The following is a 17,367-nucleotide window of genomic DNA, read 5'->3' as shown; positions in this document are numbered from 1 at the left end:
ATCTGTGGATCTTACTTATAAGATTATTTAAATGATTTAAATTATGAGGATATTATAACCTTTTTTCGAATATTTGAAGCTTTGTGTGCGTAGAAAAATAATTATTGTTCTTAGCTGGACTATTTTTGGTACAGGATCAAAAATCAACATATTTTAAATAATAATAGTAAATATATATTATTTGACACAAACTAAAAAAGCACTGTAGTAGATTATATATCTTATGAACTTCAATAATGTGAACTATAAAAAATATGCAATATTTGGTATGGTGCCAAAAATTATATTTAAGGGTAGGGTTGTCATGGACAAAAATAGAATTTTTTTGATTTTAGGCTTGCTTGTACTGATCATAGGTATGGGTATAATTTTTACAACACAGGTGGAAGATGATAGGGATCACTTAAGCGTCGTTGCTACCATGTATGCCCTGGGCTACATGGCCGAGGAGATTGGAGGTGAAAAGGTAGAGGTTGAACTCTTAATACCTCAAAATACAGAACTACATACATGGTCTCCTTCGGCATCGGATGTGCTCAAAGCAAGCAGAGCTGATGTTCTTATATATAATGGCGCAGGACTTGAACCATGGGTTGAACGCAGTTTACTTCCTTCAATAGATACCAGCAACATGGCTGTGGTAGAAACAAGCCGTGGCCTTGATCTGGCCAGTTCATATGAACATGATCTCTCAAGACTTTTTATATTTGACAATGATAATTCCAGAACCCTTGTTTATGATCTTACAGAACATGATGCTGTCCTTGTGACAACCCTCCCATTTGGGCTTGATGCTACAAAACATAGTGGATATTTTGACAATGCACCCAATGCTAGGAATTCATATGGAGATCTTTATATTTTTGTTCCAAACCATGATAATATAACAGTTATTGATAGTGGCTTGCATGGTGATCACTTCCATACTCCAAGGATCGTAACTTCAGTTGATGCAGAAATGCCCCGTCATTATGATATCTCTCCAGATGGCCGGTATATTGCCTTTGCTCTTGATAATGAACAGAAAGTACTGGTTATGAATATCGATAATCCGGGAATACATAATAAATACGATGATGGAGGTGCAGGCTCAACCAGTCATGCCACAGTTAAGTTTGATGAGGATGGACTGCTCTACATCGGAGAAATGAATACGCCTGAAGGCGAGAATCTTAGAATAATCCAGGCTTCCAATGGAAACATTGTTGCAGAAGGTACTGCAGGAGACTCTCCCCATGGAGGTGTGTACTCTGAACTTACCGGAAAGGTTTATTTCAATGCAAGAGACAATACACATGGACTGGTGAAAATTGGCAGTTCTGGCTTTGAGGGTCTGATTCCTTATGATCATGAGGGCAACCATCTATCCCGATCATGGATAAGTGTGGATGGGAGTCAGCTGATATCATATGTTGGAGACAGTGCACAGGGCTTGGAATATTCCAGGATTGTAGTATATGATCTGGTGAATGAAGAACTTGAAAAGGAAATATCTGTAGAGGTTCCCAGAGTATCCTCTGACCATGGCTGGCCGAATTCTGTATTTGTGGAAAGCAGAAACATGGTGGCGATTTCAAACCCTACCAATGGAACTGTGGTCTGTGTTGACATTGAATCAGAAAGTGTGGACGAAATATCACTGGATGGTGATTTCCCTCAGGCTATGAGGATCATAGAAGATGAAGATAAAGAAACGCTGTGGGCAGTAACTCCTGATGGCATTGTTCATCTTGTTAGTCTGGATCAGAAGAGGGTTATAGACCAATGGGAACTGGAAGATCCGCCGGGTTCAAACAATGTCCTTGCACTTGTTCCAGTTGAAAAAAGCGACCATAAAGATCATGATCATGAACTGTATGATCCACACACATGGATAAGCCCATATCTTGCTATGCAGCAGGGTCAGAATATCTATGAAGCACTGGTTGAAAAAGATCCTGATAATGAGGAATACTACACTCAGAGATGGAACCAATTGAAGGATCGTCTCATAGAACTGGATAACAGATATATGAACGAACTGGCCAGCGCAGAAAAAGATTACATATTTGTTTCCCATGAAGCATATGGATACCTCGCAGATAGATATGGTTTCCATCAGGCCGGTGTGATCGGTATATCTGCAGATCAGCAGCCCAGTTCTTCTGCTATATCATCACTTGTAAACCGAATGATTGAATCTGAAACATATGTTCTCTACCTTGACCCTATATATTCTGATGCTTATGTTCGAACCCTTCAGAATAATGTTGAAAAGATAAGTGGCCAGGAGGTGGAGGTGGAAACATTGTATCTTATGACCGGTGAGCTGGATGGAATGGATTACCTTGATCAAATGGAATATAATTTAGAAGTTCTCAAAAAAGGTCTTCAGACAAATTAAAAAGATGTAACTTATATACCAATGTTACATTTCATTTTGATAGAATAATATTGTCAATTGTTAGAGAATAAATCTTAATTGAAGGTGAAGAGGACCTAGTTGAGAATATGTTTTTTCAGGTTAGAGATCTTTAATTATTCTCATAAATTCCTATAGAAATGACTGAGGATAGAAAAATGAAAGAAGTGGTGCTTGAAGTTACGGATCTGGATGTTTCTAGAAGCAACACCAAAGTGGTTGAAGGTGCTACCTTTTCAATTTACAGGGGTGACTATGTAGGCATCATTGGGCCCAATGGCGGGGGAAAAACAACCTTACTGCTAAGTATACTTGGAGAAATATCCAGTGAAAAGGGAAACATTAAACTCTTTGGTCAGCCCAGTCATAAATTTACACAATGGGAGAAAGTAGCTTATATCCCACAGAATGCCATAGATTTTGATCATTATTTTCCGCTGAGTGTGAAAGAGCTTGTTTCACTTGGAAGGGTCAGACGTTCAAACCTTTTTCGCAGATTGAACCCAATGGACTGGAAAAAGGTCGATGAAGCAATGGATTTTATGGGTATATCAGATCTTGCTGATCGAAGGATCGGGCAGCTTTCAGGAGGCCAGAAACAGAGAGCCTTTGTGGCCAAAGCACTGGTGCGCGATCCTGAAATCCTTTTTTTGGACGAGCCCATATCCGGAATGGATTTTGAAACTCAGGAAAAGTTCTATAAAATGCTGAGTAATCTTAACCGGCAAAAAAACATGACAATTCTTGTAGTATCGCATGATTTAACTGCGGTTTTCTGCCGAATGTCAAGGGTCATATGCGTCAATCACATGGTCTACGATTCACTCATAGAACCTGGTACAGATCCTAACGAAATACTGCAAAAGGCATATGGTGAACACTTCCACTTTGTATTCCATTCCCACACATGCCAGGGTGATTTCAATGGTGTTTGATATTTTTCTTGGTGACCTTCCACATTTGTTGAGGATGCCTTTTTTCCAGATGGCACTGATAGGGGGGTGTTTGATATCTCTGATATGCTCGATCATGGGTCTGTTCATAGTTCTAAGGCAGGAATCCATGATCGGTGATAGTGTAGCTCACACAGCGTTTGGTGGAATTGCTCTGGGGTTATTGATCGGCATTGATCCTATACTGACTGCAATGGTGATTTCAATATTTTCACTGCTGGCAATCTCTTATATGAGAAGTAAAGGAATTGCGCAATCGGATTCAGCAATGGCTATAATGCTGGCAGGTGGCTTTTCTCTTGGTCTTATAATTATCAGTATAGCAGGTGGATTCAATGTTGATATAATGGACTATCTGTTTGGTTCTATTCTGACAATTACAATTGAAGATATGATTCTTATAGGTATACTTGGAATTTCTGTTCTGTTAGTTGTTATTTTGCTTTACAAGGAACTGCTAGCAATTACGTTTGATGAGCGAGCTTCCAGAATGAATGGGATTCCGGTCTCTGGAATATCAATTGTTTTCAATATACTCATGGGCATTACGATCGTGCTTTCCATAAAAGTGGTTGGTATTATTCTTGTTGTAGCACTTCTTGTATTACCTGCCCTTACAGCTCTGCAGCTGGAAATGTCCTTTAGAAACACTATTATCTACAGTATCGTTTTTGGGCTATTTAGTATGATCTTTGGAATAATAATATCCGGGATGATGGATGTGGCTGCAGCAGGTGTTATTGTTTTTACCGGAATCATTATATTCTTATCAGTGACTGGATATAAACGGCTAGGTCAGGTATCCTGAGTTTATGGTATGATATCTCAGTCATTACTGCAGGCTGCTTGACATTCAATTATTGCAGGCCTATACATTTATCCAATCGAATATAGGAAGAATTATTGTAATTTTATGTAAAAAATTGCCTCAATAATTATTATTATTATATTCTGTATATGTTAGAATATACACGACCAATAATGTGTATGAAAGTGGAAGTCAGCTATATTACTTTTTTGCTAATATATAGTAGCATATATGGATAATTTGTGTTCCTGGCAACATTAAAACATTGCAATAATTAAATTATGTATCAGTATTCATTTTCTGGATGTCAGTTCAGTATTTCATTTATGAACTTTAGCTACCTGAAATGGTTATTGAATGAGAGTAATATGATGAGCGGATTGGGGAGTGGGGGTTATTTTTACAAAAAGAGTTAACCGCTCATCAAACAATATATTGGCTTTTATCGTATATACAAGTTTCGACCATTTATTGTATCATTTTCCGGTATCTCTAAGAAAATTGGGAAAATATGTACATACCATGTTCATATCTTTTCTATACTTTCAGATGAATTTTTATAATATATGAACAATTCTCTGGCCCATTTGATAGAGGATGGGTCATGGCTTATTATTCGTGTATGGGAAAAAGAACCATCACTAAAAAAGAGCCGCATGATCATCATTGTATTGGTTACTACAACAGCTTCGACACCGCATTCTCCTTTATATGAATAAATATTGGTATTTTCAAGTTTTAAAAAATCATTAATTTCATTTATGTGATCTATTTTGAACCTGTCAATTGTTGATCCGGTAAGTACAATCGAAATCTCAGTTCCCTCATCTGCAAGTTTTTGCAGTAATTTTGGATATGCTGGATGGAAAAAGGATGAAAATATCATTACTTTACTTGACTTTAATATATCTTCTACCAATTTATCCGGAAGTTCAAACAGGTGGCTGAGGTCAGGTTTCTGCAGTTTATAATCTTTTATTTCTGCAATCCTTCTTTGCAGATGTTTCGGTAATCTCCTGATGTCGTGCTTTGTCCAGTATTCCGGGTATTGATCAAACAATCTAATGGAATCTACAAAAGGCTTCATGTTATTAATGATTACATGTGCCACTTCAGATAAACGATAGTTTCCATTCTCCTGCACTACAAGATCATTTTCTTCAAGTATCCTAATCTGTGGCATTATTGAACTGGAGGTTTCATCAAGGAGATTTTTGATCTCATCTGCGCTCCTGTCTCTTTCGTTCAGGAGCATAAGGACATTTCTTCTCTTTTTTGAATTTATTACAATATCAAGCAATGAATGTTTCATAAAGGTCACAATCAAAAGCTTTTTTTGAATATAATTGCAGAGATGAACTATCAGGTTGATTATTGTTATATTCTTTATAAAATTTTATTGTACATTATATTATTTTATATATATGTTTTTTGCAACAGTTCATTTAAGATCAAGAATAAAAAAATTGGACAATTTGAACCATCTCCCAAAATATGCAATATTTGTGGATATTACAGCAAGGAACTAACATTAGCAGACAGGGAATGGAACTGTCCAGATTGTAAAAGTAACCATGATGGAGGCATCAATGCTGCTATCAACATCAAGAAACTTGCACTTGATAAACAAAATCTAATTGGATTTTGACACCTTCGAAACGAGGGGGGAGAGCCTGTGGACCTGTGAACAGAAGTTCAAAGGATGAAGCACCCAAGTCTTTAGCTCAGGTGTAGTTCATGTGGCCTTTCTGTGAAGATTCATATGATATACGGTGGTAATAAAAAGTTTTGTCTGGTACAATTGTATAATCTGGCTTTTTGAATCAAAACCTATATATATCATTTGACAATCCATACTCGAATATGTGGCTCTAAATTCCCATATATTGCTACATATGATGGCTTTTATAGCCAGAATCCCATTTTGTCACTTCTGGTATTGTCAACGATGGTGCCAGAAGAACCCTCCCATTAATGTATCATCCTTTCTAAGATCAAAATATGTTGCTATCATAGATGCTTTGAGTTTGAATCAATAAATAATTTTAAATATAAAAAATTAAAGTGGAATTGTATGATAATACAAATCCTTTATTTCTAATCTCCTTTCCAGTTTTATCTTGCTGGGAAGTATCCGACTTCAGTCACAATATCCTGGCCTTCGGGACCCAGGACAAAATCTAGAAAATCTTTTGTGAGTCCTTCAGGTTCTCCCTTGGTATAGTAGTAGAGGGGTCTTGCGAGCGAATAATCTCCACTCTGGATAGATTCTGCAGTTGGGGGTACATAACCGTTACCTTCATCCAGTGATAGTGCATGTGTTCTCTGGTCCAGATAGGCATATCCTACATATCCGATAGCTCCCCTGTTCTGAGATACTTCCTGTACAATACCACCAGTTGCAGACATGGCAAGAGCATCTGGTCTGTATTCATCATTTTTTAGTACAACCTCTCTAAAGAATGCATAAGTTCCTGAGCTGCTGTCACGGGTTATTGCACTGATTCTGCGGTCCTCACCTCCTACTTCTTCCCAGTTGCTGATGGAACCGTTATATATTCCCCTAAGCTGATCAAAAGTAAGTTCCTTTACAGGATTTTCAGGGTGAACCACAACAGCAATTCCATCCCATGCAATCGTGTGTTCTATTGGGTATATATTGTTGCGGTTTGCACTATCTATCTCAGACTGGCGCATTTCTCTTGAAGCCATTGCGATATTAATTTCACCATCTATCATAGCAGCAATTCCGACACCTGATCCGCCACCTCCTACACTTATCCTGTCATCAGGATACTTGTCCATATATGCCTCAGCTTCTGCCTGTGAGAGTGGAAGCACTGTATCGGATCCTCTTACAGTTATGCTTCTATCATCATCTGGGCGTTCTAAACATCCTATACCTGCAAAAGCAATTCCTATTAGCATTATTGAAAGAATTGCATAAATTTTGAAATTTTTAGTCATTTACAGCATACTCTCCATTTTTTATTTCTAACATTACTGCGGGTATAGAGAAGTCGGAATTATATATAGTATCGCCGGATATATTATATATACTCGTCATTTCTATATATATCTATATTTATTATATGTATATTTTATTTTGTGCAACCTGAATGATTACGGATTATTCTGTACTGGTCATTTATTCTGGTTGCAGGGGTGAAGTATTTACTCAACTAAATAAATATAATATAGCCAGAACAATTTCATTGGGGAATGGAGGCAATATAATTATGGTATGGATCAGGAAATCAACGGTTGCTAAAATAATGGCATTGATAGTTTTTATGGTGGCAGTGGGTATGACGGCCATATGGCCAAAAAGCGATTCTCAGAACTCTTTGCCTGATAGCTCTGAGGTCATAATGCTGCCTGAACCTGCACTAAAGGGCGATGTTTCGGTGGAAGAGGCAATTGATAAGAGGCGTTCAATAAGAAGCTTTACAGATGGACCTCTGGCAGCTGAAGATATCTCTCAGATTATGTGGGCTGCACAGGGAATAACCGATGAAACAAGAATGTTCAGGTCAGCACCATCCGCTGGTGCTACATACCCTCTTGAGGTATACATTGTAACCGGTTCAGACGGGGTAGGAGATGAGGATATTCCGGTAGGAGTATATCGGTACAATCCGGCAGAACACAGCCTTCAACTGGTGTACACAGGGGATGTACGCCAGGATCTTTACTCTGCAGCACTTCGACAGTCTCCTATAGACACAGCTCCGGTTAATATTATAATAGCTGCAGATTACTCCCGTACAACAGGAAGATACGGGGATCGGGGAATCATGTATGTCCATATGGAAGCCGGACACAGTGCTCAGAACCTGTATCTCCAGACAGCAGCAATGGATCTTGGTATGGTGGTAATAGGTGCTTTTGAGGATGATGCTATAAAACGGATTCTCAGCATGCCTGCCAGCCATGATCCACTGTACATAATCCCTGTGGGTCATCCCAGGTAATACTGTGTCCATTTTTTCTTTTTTCTGTTCTGAAACAGTATATATTTCTGATTATAATAAACAAATTTTAAAATTTCATACTGGAAATTCTATGATCTCAATATCGTATATCATGGCCATTTATATTATATCAGTGTACATAATATATTGTAATATTGTACATGAATACATTATTTATTGTACATTAAATCAGAAGAATTGTGGAGGTATTTTATGGTATCAGTGGGTCAGAAATTGTTGGATGTTCCATTCGGGGACATGATTAAGGAAATGGCTTTTGCCATTGCAGAAGGGCAGACTGCTCTGGATATAAATTCTATCAATGTAGCACAGGCTCTTGCAGAAACCGAACTTGAAACCGGAAGTGTGATTCTTTACATAGAAGAAACTGTTGATGAAGATGGGAACGTTACTGCCACAGAAGTGGTTACCAATGACCGGCCAATGTCTTTGCTAACGTATGGTCTGGAACCCCGTTTCTATGAGTTTACCGAATCAATCATTGAGGTTAAAATGACCATCTCAATGAAACTCGAGCACTCAACAGAGAGAAAATACGGAAGGGAATTCAAATTTACCAACCAGTCAAAGATAAGTGGAAGCTATAAGTCCAGTGGTCTTGCAGGACTGCTGTTTGGTAAGGGTAAAGTAAGTTATGAAAACACTACAAACGTTGCATATACTTCTACCTACAATGCATCATATAAATCAAAGTACACTTTCAGTGAAGAAGGTACCAGCCTGCTGCGTACAACCTTAAGGCCTGTGCCGCCACCGGAGAGAGCTGTTCCGACCGTGAGGGTAAAAGAAAGTTCTGGTCAGTGATACAGGTGTATATGGTCAATGTAGGTAAGATTACATTGATCATTTAATTTATTCAATGGAGGTATTGCTCTGTCAGTTAAAACCAATAAAAATATTGAAGAGGTGCTGGTCAGTCCCCTTGCAACAATCTTGAGTGAAGTGGGTAGGTCCATTGCAGTTACTCAGAGGGAACTTGATCGCAATTCCATCAACACTCAAATTGAACTTTCCAGTGACGAGGTGTTAAAGAATTATGACCTGGATGCGACATGGTACCACATACCTGAAGTTGATCTTGAACTTAAAATGGCTCTCACAATGAAATATGAAGAGGAAAGGGATTCTAAAAATCAGCTAAGAGGTTATAGGCGAGTGCTAAGTGCAGCACCACTCAATGCTTCTTATGTTTCAACTAATTCATATGCTGTAGAAGGTTCAAGTGTACTGAAGGCAAGGATAATATCGATCCCTCCTTCATCCAGTAAGGTAGAACCTCAATGAGGGGGTCTTGTCAGGTATGAGTGATATTAGAGAACTCAGGCAGAATATTGAACGTTTGACCAGTTCAGCTAATACTGTATTGAGAAGGCAGAGCTATGATCAGATACTGAAAAACATTGAAAATATAGAGTCTGAACTGAACACATCTAGAAAGGAAATCGAGATTAAGAATCGTGAACTTGAACAGCTCAAAAAGGAAAATATGGACTTAAAGCATGATTATACTTCCATAAGCCGCAGAGTGGAAGAAATAACTAAAGAGAAGGCTGAAACTGAAAAGAAACTGGAACAGCTTTCCCGCACCAGATATGAACTGTCTTCCTCAAATCTTGTAAAGGCATTTCGCGATTCTATTGAAAATATGGAAATGTCTCTTAGTACTGAATCTTCAAAAAAGGACTATCATGTAAGCTCCATGAATATCAGGCTTAAAACGAATATTGCAGTCAGGGACGAAGAAATAAGCTTCCAGCTTCCAAAAGCAGATGATGTGATACCTCCTGGTAATCTGAGTGAGATTGAATTCAGTATCACTTCATTATCAAAAGATTCTGTATTTTCTGATTATGTAGATGTTCCTGATGTGGTTGGAATGAATCTCGACATTGCGCAATCAAAACTGGAGAATGCTGGATTTGCTATAGGTGAAATACTTGAAACTGAAAGTGAACTTGCACAGGGAACAGTGATTTCCCAGATACCTTCCGGCAACTCAGTTGCAAAACCCGGAGAGCCTGTAGATCTGGTTATATCCAAAATCAGGATGGTTGAAGTTCCAAATGTTGTGGGTATGAATCTAAAAAGTGCCAGAAGAATATTGAAAGAGGGCAGGCTTGATGCCGGAAAAATAACTGAAAGAGAGGATTCTTCAAATACCGGAACAGTGCTCAACCAGTCAGTGTCTCCAGGAGAACATGTTGATACCGGTTCTAATATTGATCTGGATGTGGCAGTGTCAGAGAAAAAGATGAATGGAAAGATTATTGGTAAAGATGTTAATGATTCAGATGTCAAGGAAAATATAAGAAACTCAGAGCGAATTCTGTCTGGTGACCATATAAAAAATAAATTCCATTCCTTTAAGAAATAATATTTCAGGAAGATTTAAGCATGCCTGCTGAGACACATCTAATAAAAATTAAAGATACTGCAAATTTATCCCAAATAGAAGGAGTTATCAGAATTCTTGCAGAAACTGGTGCAAGAGTTGATATTGTTGCAAACAGGAATATAATTGCCACATTTAACAGTGTCCATGCTGATAGACTAAGAAATAATCCACATGTTCAGCTTGTTGGAGCCGTTAATTTTAGAGGCAGGAAAGTGAAGCGGATTGTAAAGAAAACTTCTGGTATTAACTGAAATTTAACTCCCATCCTGGTAAAATGTGTAATTACTGCTTGATTTGCATTTCCTCTATTATTATAAACGGAGCGTAAAACCCCTATGTCTTTAGCATAGGGGATGTAATCGTCAACTATATTATAAATAAGTCTGAATGTGTATGTAGTTAACCGATGGCGAGAATCAAGTCAAAAGGAATTTAAACTGGACGCCCATGGGATAGGGGTCTTCGTAAAGGGTTCCCATAGCTCGTTGCCTTCCAGTTAGGTATGAACTGTGATATCAGATTCCTTAAGGAATCGGTCCAAGGAAGCACCTGAGCCTTTAGCTCAGGAGAATTTTAATTTATTTGCAAGCTGTCATCAGTAGTCAAATTTTTCCTTGCGCTTTGGTCTTCGAATGAAGTAATATAGCAGGGCACCGATAAAATGAGTGAAAACTATTATGATAATCCAGATCAACCTTTCATTTCCTTCATTTGTCTCCTTTGTTGCACAATCTACAAGCATCCACAGCCAGAACACTGTCAGTGCCAGAAATAAAAGAAATACTATGCTCACATTTATGATTCGGAACTGTCCCATCATGATCAGATAAAAAATGACCACAGCAAATACAGCCAGCAATATGAGTACTCTGGGATCTATTTTTTTCATATTTCAAACATCCTTTTAGAGAAACCTATGATCTATTTTATAGTGTGTTAAGTACACAACATGTTAAATTTTGCCATTTTATTACCTTGTTCTATATCCCTCTTTGATTATTAAAAACATTTGAATCAGATAACTGATAAATTTGAATTCCGGATCATCCCACTACTATCTGTATGGCACTTGGATACTTTTTCATAATTGAATATGCTATTGATTTACCAACCCAGACCTTTCCTTCATGCAGACTCCTACTTTCTCCCAGCTCCCCCAGTATCTGAAGTGCTCGCAGGGCGTATTTATCATTGAGGTAGCAGCTTTCATCCACCTTAATAGTATTGAAGAAAAATATCGGAAACTTTAGATTATCATGGATCTCTCCCGGCAGCTTTTCAGCCAGCATTTCTATTATTTGTTCATTGAACAGGTACTCATCACCCGATTTTGTTACAGAGGACGGTCTTTCTTCCAGAAGCAACTGGGAAAGAGTTTTTCGGTTTGCTACTACTCCTCTGTTGAGCTTGCCCAGTTCAACTCTCATCCATCTCATAAAGACCGAATCGTTGTTGATTCCTGATCCTCCCAACATGTTATTCAAAATTGAATTTATTTATTTCAATATAATTAGTTTTAATTTTATAGGATATCAAACCTGCTGACTGATCTGCTTTGCCTGCTTACTCATTGTAGGGTGGAACATCAATCATAACAAACTCAGTATCCTTCATGACTCTAAATTCAAGTACCTCCTCATCTGTAATTTGGGCCTGATCACCCCTTTCAATCTTTTTGCCATTAACCATCATCTTTCCGCTGTTCAGATAAACAAAGATGTGTCGACTCCTGCCTGCTCTATATTCAAACTGCTTTCCTGTGTCCATATGAGATTTGAAGATAGTTGCATCTGCCTGCATTGGCAAAGATCCAGAAAAATCCTGGCCAGAAGCCACCGGAAGTAAGTTATTTTTCCAGTCAGACTGTGAGAATTCTTTTTTATGATATTCAGGCTGCAGGCCTTTAGTTCGTGGAAATATCCATATCTGGTAGAGATGTACAGGCTTATCTCCATTGTTGAACTCAGAATGAATCACTCCGGTTCCTGCTGACATCCACTGAACCTGTCCTGATTTGACCACATCTCTGTTCCCCATATTATCCTGGTGAGTAAGTTCGCCATCCAGGACTATTGTCACAATTTCCATTTCCTCATGGCGATGCTCAGGAAATCCCTTTTCAGCTTCTATAAGGTCATCATTGAATACCCTAAGACTTCCAAAGTGAATATTCTCAGGGTCATGATAATCCGAAAAAGAAAAAAGCCAGTATGTTTTTAACCAGCCTCGGTTTGAGAAATGTCTTTCATCAGATCTTTTTATGTGTATCATACTGAATGCCTCTTATTCTCAAAGATCATATCAATTTATCCAGACCACAGACGGATCATCTCTGCCGGGAAAGTTTGGAATCTTTTCTGGATAACCAAATACTACAGGTGCTATCACCCTGTATCCTTCAGGAACCTTCAGCTTTTGCATCAGTTCCCTGTTCTGCTGGAGAGGAGCAGCTCCCCCTATCCAGCAACTTCCAATACCCATGGAATGTGCAGCAAGCATCATGTTAAGAGCACACATAGAACAGCCATAATAACTCATATCATCCTTTTCTTCACCAAAAACTATGATGAGCACCGGTGCATTATGGAAAATATCATAATTTTTATCCTTCAATTTGTTCATGTACTTCTGGGCCTGTTCCTGAGTACTACCTTCCAGCATCTGTAACAGCAGAGGCTTTGAGAAATCCGATATTTGATTTAGTATATCCCGGTTCCTGACAACTGCAAAGAACCATGGCTGGAAATTTAGTCCATTTGGTGCATGAATGCCTGCATCAATTATTTCTTTGATGATCTCATCTGATATTTTCCTGTCCTGATATTCTCTGATACTTCTTCTTGTTTTGATACTGTTCAGTACACACTCTTTAGTGTCTGTCATATTTCACTCCCCACCAATTAAGTACATATTTGAGATAGAACAAAGCCGTTGATCCATAAAACGTTATTCTGGATTGACCTATCATAACTATATAGTCCAACTGTCTTCTTATCCTTTTCGATTACTCTGTTGGTTCGGTGGGCATCTGTGGTCCGGAATATGCATTTATATCCTGATTGTAGAAAAATAGGCTTTATGAATATTTATTCACTCACATTAATATATTCAATTTAGTAACCTGTGAAATCATTTACCAATATCTTCATACCAGATATCTGTGTTTTTCTGTATGAATTTTCCCATCATTTCTCTACATTCAGAGTCATTTAGGTTTATTACTTCAATACCATGTTCTTTCATGAATTCGGATGCGCCTTTAAAGTTCTCTGCTTCTCCAACAATCACTTTCTTAATACCAAACTGAACGACAGCACCAGCACATAGATAACATGGCATCAATGTTGAATATAGTGTTGTGTCACTGTACGTTCCAATCCTTCCGGCATTCCTGATACAGATGATCTCTGCATGAGCTAAGGGATCATTTTTCTGAATTCTCATATTATGGCCCCGGCCGATTATCTCACCATTTCTGACAAGAATCGATCCTATTGGGATGCCTCCTTCCAAAAATCCTTTTTTTGCCTCTTCAATAGCTGCTTTCATGAATTTATCCATTTAAATACCTCAGCTTTTTAAGTATAATATTATATAGCAAAAAAGATTATAGCCATTATGAAATATATATCTGGACTTATCTCCATTCTGGGATTTGTTTTAACTCTGGTGATTTCTAATCTGGCTGGAACGATTTATGGCGTTGATTGGTTGGTGGTGCATTTTGTATACGATGTATCGTCTGAAGGATTCATATTTGGAGCAGATATATCCTGGATTCCGATTGGTTTAGCACTATTAATCAGTTATATGGGCTGGAAATTTGCTGAAAATAAATATTCTGATGAATAAATTGCTTTAAGGAGCCGACCTTTTAACTGATTTCAGGATTTCACTGTTAGAAATTAAATTATAATAATTATACAATGAAAAGTTTTTATTTATTTAGTGTGTTCTTTTATATGAAATTGATTCCAGATACTCCGTGACTTTGCTGTAAGTTATTTACAGTTTCTTTTTGCATTTTAACCAAACCATAACTATACAACTACATAATTTACAGCAATTCAGTGGCGATATCTGTTGTGTATATATCTGTTCCAGGATGCAGAAAAACAATGAGGATGGGTGAAGATAAATATCGTAGCATCTTTGTAAATGCTCTAGATGGCATAGCAATTCACAGAATTATTCTGGATGAACATGATAGACCGGTAGACTTTGTGTTTCTTGAGGCAAATAACTCTTTTGAAAAACTTGCCTGCATCAAGCTTTCTGAGATCATTGGAAAGAGAGCTACACAAATTTTTCCAGGTATTGAAGATACACCTTTGATAGAAACTTTAGGGAAGGTGGTAATCGATGGTGAACCTGTCAGCTTTGAAAATTATTTTATTCCTTCATAGAAGCATTGTATGATCACTGCATTCAGGATTGATAGGGATAGTTTTGCCATAGTACTTCAGGACATCACCAAGTTCAAATTCTCTGAGGAGCAGACCAGTATTCAGAATATGATAAAAGAGGGTGTATCACATTATACCGTATCTTCAGAAGATGATTCTACAATCACAAAGCTGAAGGGGAAGTTAGAAGAACTGAATTTCTCCAGCTTAGAGGCAGAAGGGCAGAAAATTGTGGATATATCCCAGCAGAAAGATGATTCCTGTATACTGAATCTTTCAGAGATCATAGATATTTCTGCATTCCAGACCATGATGGAGGATTTTAATCGTATTACCGGCATAGCAAGCGCTATAGTAGATATCAACGGAAATGTGCTGGTGAGTGTCGGATGGCAGGATATCTGTACAAGGTTCCACAGACGTCACCCTGATACACTGAAGAATTGTATTCAGAGCGATACCATCCTTACTCGAAATATAGCTCCAGGCACCTTTAAGAAGTATCGTTGCAAGAACAATCTGTGGGATATGGCCACCCCTATTGTGGTGTGTGGACATCATCTGGGTAATTTTTTCATTGGACAGTATCTGTATGCTGATGAAAAACTGGACCTGGAACAGTTTCGCATGCATGCCAGAAAATATGGGTTTGATGAGGATGAATACTTTGCTGCTCTTGATAAGGTTCCCCGCTTTACCCGTGAAAAGGCAGACGAGATTATGTCTTTCTATTTAAAGATCACCCGGATGATACTGTCGCTCAGTTACAGTACTGTCCAGCTTACCAGAACTCTGGATGAACACAGGAAGGCCGAAGAAGCTCTTCGCGAAAGCCGTGATCTTCTGGACTCCATTGAAAGACTGGTGAAGGTGGGTGGATGGGAATGGGATGCTGTGAAAGAAACCATGACCTGGACTGATGAGACCTATCGAATTCATGGGATGATGCCTGGAGAGTTTGCTGCAGGTTCTCCTGAACATATCCAACGAAGCCTTGCCTGCTATGATCCGGAAGATCGTCCGGTTATTGAGGCGGCATTTCGAAGGTGTGTGGAGGAAGCACAGCCATACAATCTTGAATTTCCTCTTACTACAACTGATGGGTATCGGATCTGGATTCAGACTATGGCCAAACCGGTACTGGAAAACGGTCGTGTGGTCAAGGTCGTTGGACATATTGCAGATATTACCGAACGCAAGCTGGCTGAGGAACAGATCCGGCTTCAGAGTGCTATTACAGAGAATATATCTGATTCGATAATAGCTACCGATGCAAATTTTGAAATCACCTACGCTAACAGAAAGACCGAAGAGATGTTTGGGTACAGTTTAGAGGAGCTCAGAGGCAAGACCCCTCATATATTTAATGTAGAACCTATGGCGAATGAGATCCAAAATGAAATATATGAAACGGTGGCTTCAGGACAGATATATAGTGGTGAGTCCCTTAACCGAAGAAAGGATGGTTCAACATTTATCTGTGAATATAAAGTCATGCCACTGGAATCTGAGGATGGTGTAGCTTATGCCTATGTTGGAATTCAGCGTGATATCACCCAGCTCAGGCATGCTCAGGAAAAACTGATTCAGGCTAAAGAAGGCGCTGAGCTGGCCAGCAAAACCAAGTCTGAATTTCTGGCGAATATGAGTCATGAACTCAAAACTCCTCTTACAGCAATAATCGGCTTTTCAGAATTATTGAATACCAGGATGTTTGGTGAACTGAATGAGAAGCAGCTGGGTTTTGTTGAGTACATCATCAAAAATGGTAATCATCTCCTTGAACTGATAAATAATATCCTTGACCTCTCTAAGATAGAAGCAGGTAGAATGTATCTTGATAGAGAGATATTTTGTCTAAGCTATCTGATTGAAGAGGTTCTGGCAACCATGTACCCTCTTGCTGCCAAAAAGAAGATAGATATTGAAACAGTAGATGAAGTAAAAAATGATAGGGTGTTTGCTGACAGAACAAAGCTGAAGCAGATAATGTTTAACCTTCTCAGTAATGCTATCAAGTTTACTCCAGAAGCCGGTAAGGTATCGGTTATTATAAAGCAGGACGATGGTGGAATTGTGATTTCAGTTTCTGATACAGGTATCGGGATACCTCTGAACATGCAGGAAAATATATTTGATCTGTTTACTCAGGTAGATGGATCAATCAAAAGAAAATATGATGGTACAGGACTTGGCCTGGCCATTGTAAAACAGTATGTTGAAATGCATAATGGAAAGGTCTGGGTCGAGAGTGAGGAAGACAAAGGCAGTACATTTACTTTCACCATTGATACAAAAAGGAATCAAGAGAAATAGATTCTTTTGCTGGAATGTTCCTGTAACTCCAGACCCTTTGATGAAAATTGATATTTTTAATTGTGGGTTAGGTATTTTAAGTTAAAAAGTTCA

18 protein-coding genes and 1 pseudogene are annotated in these 17,367 nt (G+C 38.4%); 12 read left to right on the top strand and 7 right to left on the bottom strand.

The features are described from left to right. Positions 1 to 304 precede the first annotated feature (304 nt). The 3 genes from MZHIL_RS07370 to MZHIL_RS07360 all read left to right on the top strand — a co-directional run bounded on the left by MZHIL_RS07370 (position 305) and on the right by MZHIL_RS07360 (position 4,162). Entirely contained in the window at positions 305 to 2,383 is a 2,079-nt protein-coding gene (locus MZHIL_RS07370; RefSeq protein WP_083812377.1) for a metal ABC transporter solute-binding protein, Zn/Mn family, read from the top strand. 176 nt (positions 2,384 to 2,559) lie between these two features. Beyond that, the gene (locus MZHIL_RS07365) at positions 2,560 to 3,336 is read left to right on the top strand and encodes a metal ABC transporter ATP-binding protein (protein ID WP_013898742.1); all 777 of its coding nucleotides are present in this window, start codon (positions 2,560 to 2,562) and stop codon (positions 3,334 to 3,336) included. After that, positions 3,326 to 4,162: a metal ABC transporter permease gene (locus MZHIL_RS07360; RefSeq protein ID WP_013898741.1), complete on the top strand. Its 837-nt coding sequence runs from the start codon at positions 3,326 to 3,328 to the stop codon at positions 4,160 to 4,162. The genes MZHIL_RS07365 and MZHIL_RS07360 overlap by 11 nt, the downstream gene beginning before the upstream one ends. A gap of 526 nt (positions 4,163 to 4,688) precedes the next feature. Here MZHIL_RS07360 and MZHIL_RS07355 read toward each other — a convergent pair. Then, positions 4,689 to 5,474, bottom strand: a complete 786-nt coding sequence (locus tag MZHIL_RS07355; RefSeq protein ID WP_013898740.1) for a helix-turn-helix transcriptional regulator — start codon at positions 5,472 to 5,474, stop codon at positions 4,689 to 4,691. Positions 5,475 to 5,624: 150 nt separating this feature from the next. Here MZHIL_RS07355 and MZHIL_RS10355 point away from each other — a divergent pair. After that, a pseudogene (locus MZHIL_RS10355) lies at positions 5,625 to 5,810 on the top strand (zinc ribbon domain-containing protein); the annotation flags it as partial. Between the two features lie 467 nt (positions 5,811 to 6,277). On the opposite strand, the gene MZHIL_RS07345 reads toward MZHIL_RS10355, so the two are convergent. Beyond that, positions 6,278 to 7,129 (bottom strand): phosphate ABC transporter substrate-binding protein, encoded by an 852-nt coding sequence (locus tag MZHIL_RS07345; protein ID WP_013898739.1) that lies wholly within the window; start codon positions 7,127 to 7,129, stop codon positions 6,278 to 6,280. Between the two features lie 272 nt (positions 7,130 to 7,401). On the opposite strand from MZHIL_RS07345, the gene MZHIL_RS07340 reads away from it, so the two are divergent. From MZHIL_RS07340 to MZHIL_RS07320, 5 genes are all read left to right on the top strand, one after another. Beyond that, complete coding sequence (locus tag MZHIL_RS07340) at positions 7,402 to 8,136, top strand: SagB/ThcOx family dehydrogenase (RefSeq protein ID WP_245527535.1); 735 nt, start codon at positions 7,402 to 7,404, stop codon at positions 8,134 to 8,136. 213 nt (positions 8,137 to 8,349) lie between these two features. Next, entirely contained in the window at positions 8,350 to 8,961 is a 612-nt protein-coding gene (locus MZHIL_RS07335; RefSeq protein WP_013898737.1) for a hypothetical protein, read from the top strand. Positions 8,962 to 9,063: 102 nt separating this feature from the next. Then, complete coding sequence (locus tag MZHIL_RS07330) at positions 9,064 to 9,441, top strand: hypothetical protein (protein ID WP_013898736.1); 378 nt, start codon at positions 9,064 to 9,066, stop codon at positions 9,439 to 9,441. A gap of 16 nt (positions 9,442 to 9,457) precedes the next feature. After that, positions 9,458 to 10,531 carry a PASTA domain-containing protein gene (locus MZHIL_RS07325; protein WP_013898735.1) on the top strand — a complete coding sequence of 358 codons (1,074 nt, stop codon included), beginning with the start codon at positions 9,458 to 9,460 and terminating at the stop codon, positions 10,529 to 10,531. Positions 10,532 to 10,551: 20 nt separating this feature from the next. Further along, the gene (locus MZHIL_RS07320) at positions 10,552 to 10,803 is read left to right on the top strand and encodes a hypothetical protein (RefSeq protein WP_013898734.1); all 252 of its coding nucleotides are present in this window, start codon (positions 10,552 to 10,554) and stop codon (positions 10,801 to 10,803) included. Positions 10,804 to 11,147: 344 nt separating this feature from the next. On the opposite strand, the gene MZHIL_RS07315 is transcribed toward MZHIL_RS07320, so the two are convergent. The 5 genes from MZHIL_RS07315 to MZHIL_RS07295 all read right to left on the bottom strand — a co-directional run bounded on the left by MZHIL_RS07315 (position 11,148) and on the right by MZHIL_RS07295 (position 14,113). Beyond that, entirely contained in the window at positions 11,148 to 11,441 is a 294-nt protein-coding gene (locus MZHIL_RS07315; RefSeq protein ID WP_013898733.1) for a PLDc N-terminal domain-containing protein, read from the bottom strand. A 154-nt stretch (positions 11,442 to 11,595) separates the two neighbouring features. Beyond that, positions 11,596 to 11,988, bottom strand: coding sequence for a DUF61 family protein (locus MZHIL_RS07310; protein ID WP_245527534.1), 393 nt, complete (start codon positions 11,986 to 11,988; stop codon positions 11,596 to 11,598). A gap of 127 nt (positions 11,989 to 12,115) precedes the next feature. After that, entirely contained in the window at positions 12,116 to 12,823 is a 708-nt protein-coding gene (locus MZHIL_RS07305; protein ID WP_013898731.1) for a pirin family protein, read from the bottom strand. A gap of 30 nt (positions 12,824 to 12,853) precedes the next feature. Next, positions 12,854 to 13,435, bottom strand: coding sequence for a nitroreductase family protein (locus MZHIL_RS07300; protein WP_013898730.1), 582 nt, complete (start codon positions 13,433 to 13,435; stop codon positions 12,854 to 12,856). 246 nt (positions 13,436 to 13,681) lie between these two features. Next, positions 13,682 to 14,113, bottom strand: a complete 432-nt coding sequence (locus tag MZHIL_RS07295; RefSeq protein ID WP_013898729.1) for a nucleoside deaminase — start codon at positions 14,111 to 14,113, stop codon at positions 13,682 to 13,684. 57 nt (positions 14,114 to 14,170) lie between these two features. Here MZHIL_RS07295 and MZHIL_RS07290 point away from each other — a divergent pair, with 57 nt between their 5' ends. From MZHIL_RS07290 to MZHIL_RS07280, 3 genes are all read left to right on the top strand, one after another. Continuing rightward, entirely contained in the window at positions 14,171 to 14,404 is a 234-nt protein-coding gene (locus MZHIL_RS07290) for a hypothetical protein (RefSeq protein ID WP_013898728.1), read from the top strand. Between the two features lie 266 nt (positions 14,405 to 14,670). Further along, positions 14,671 to 14,958, top strand: a complete 288-nt coding sequence (locus MZHIL_RS07285) for a PAS domain-containing protein (RefSeq protein ID WP_013898727.1) — start codon at positions 14,671 to 14,673, stop codon at positions 14,956 to 14,958. Between the two features lie 9 nt (positions 14,959 to 14,967). Further along, positions 14,968 to 17,274, top strand: a complete 2,307-nt coding sequence (locus MZHIL_RS07280; RefSeq protein WP_013898726.1) for a PocR ligand-binding domain-containing protein — start codon at positions 14,968 to 14,970, stop codon at positions 17,272 to 17,274. Positions 17,275 to 17,367 lie beyond the last annotated feature (93 nt).

It is taken from the genome of Methanosalsum zhilinae DSM 4017 (assembly GCF_000217995.1).
GTDB classification, from domain to species: domain Archaea; phylum Halobacteriota; class Methanosarcinia; order Methanosarcinales; family Methanosarcinaceae; genus Methanosalsum; species Methanosalsum zhilinae.
This window is presented reverse-complemented; position numbering and strand designations above follow the sequence as displayed.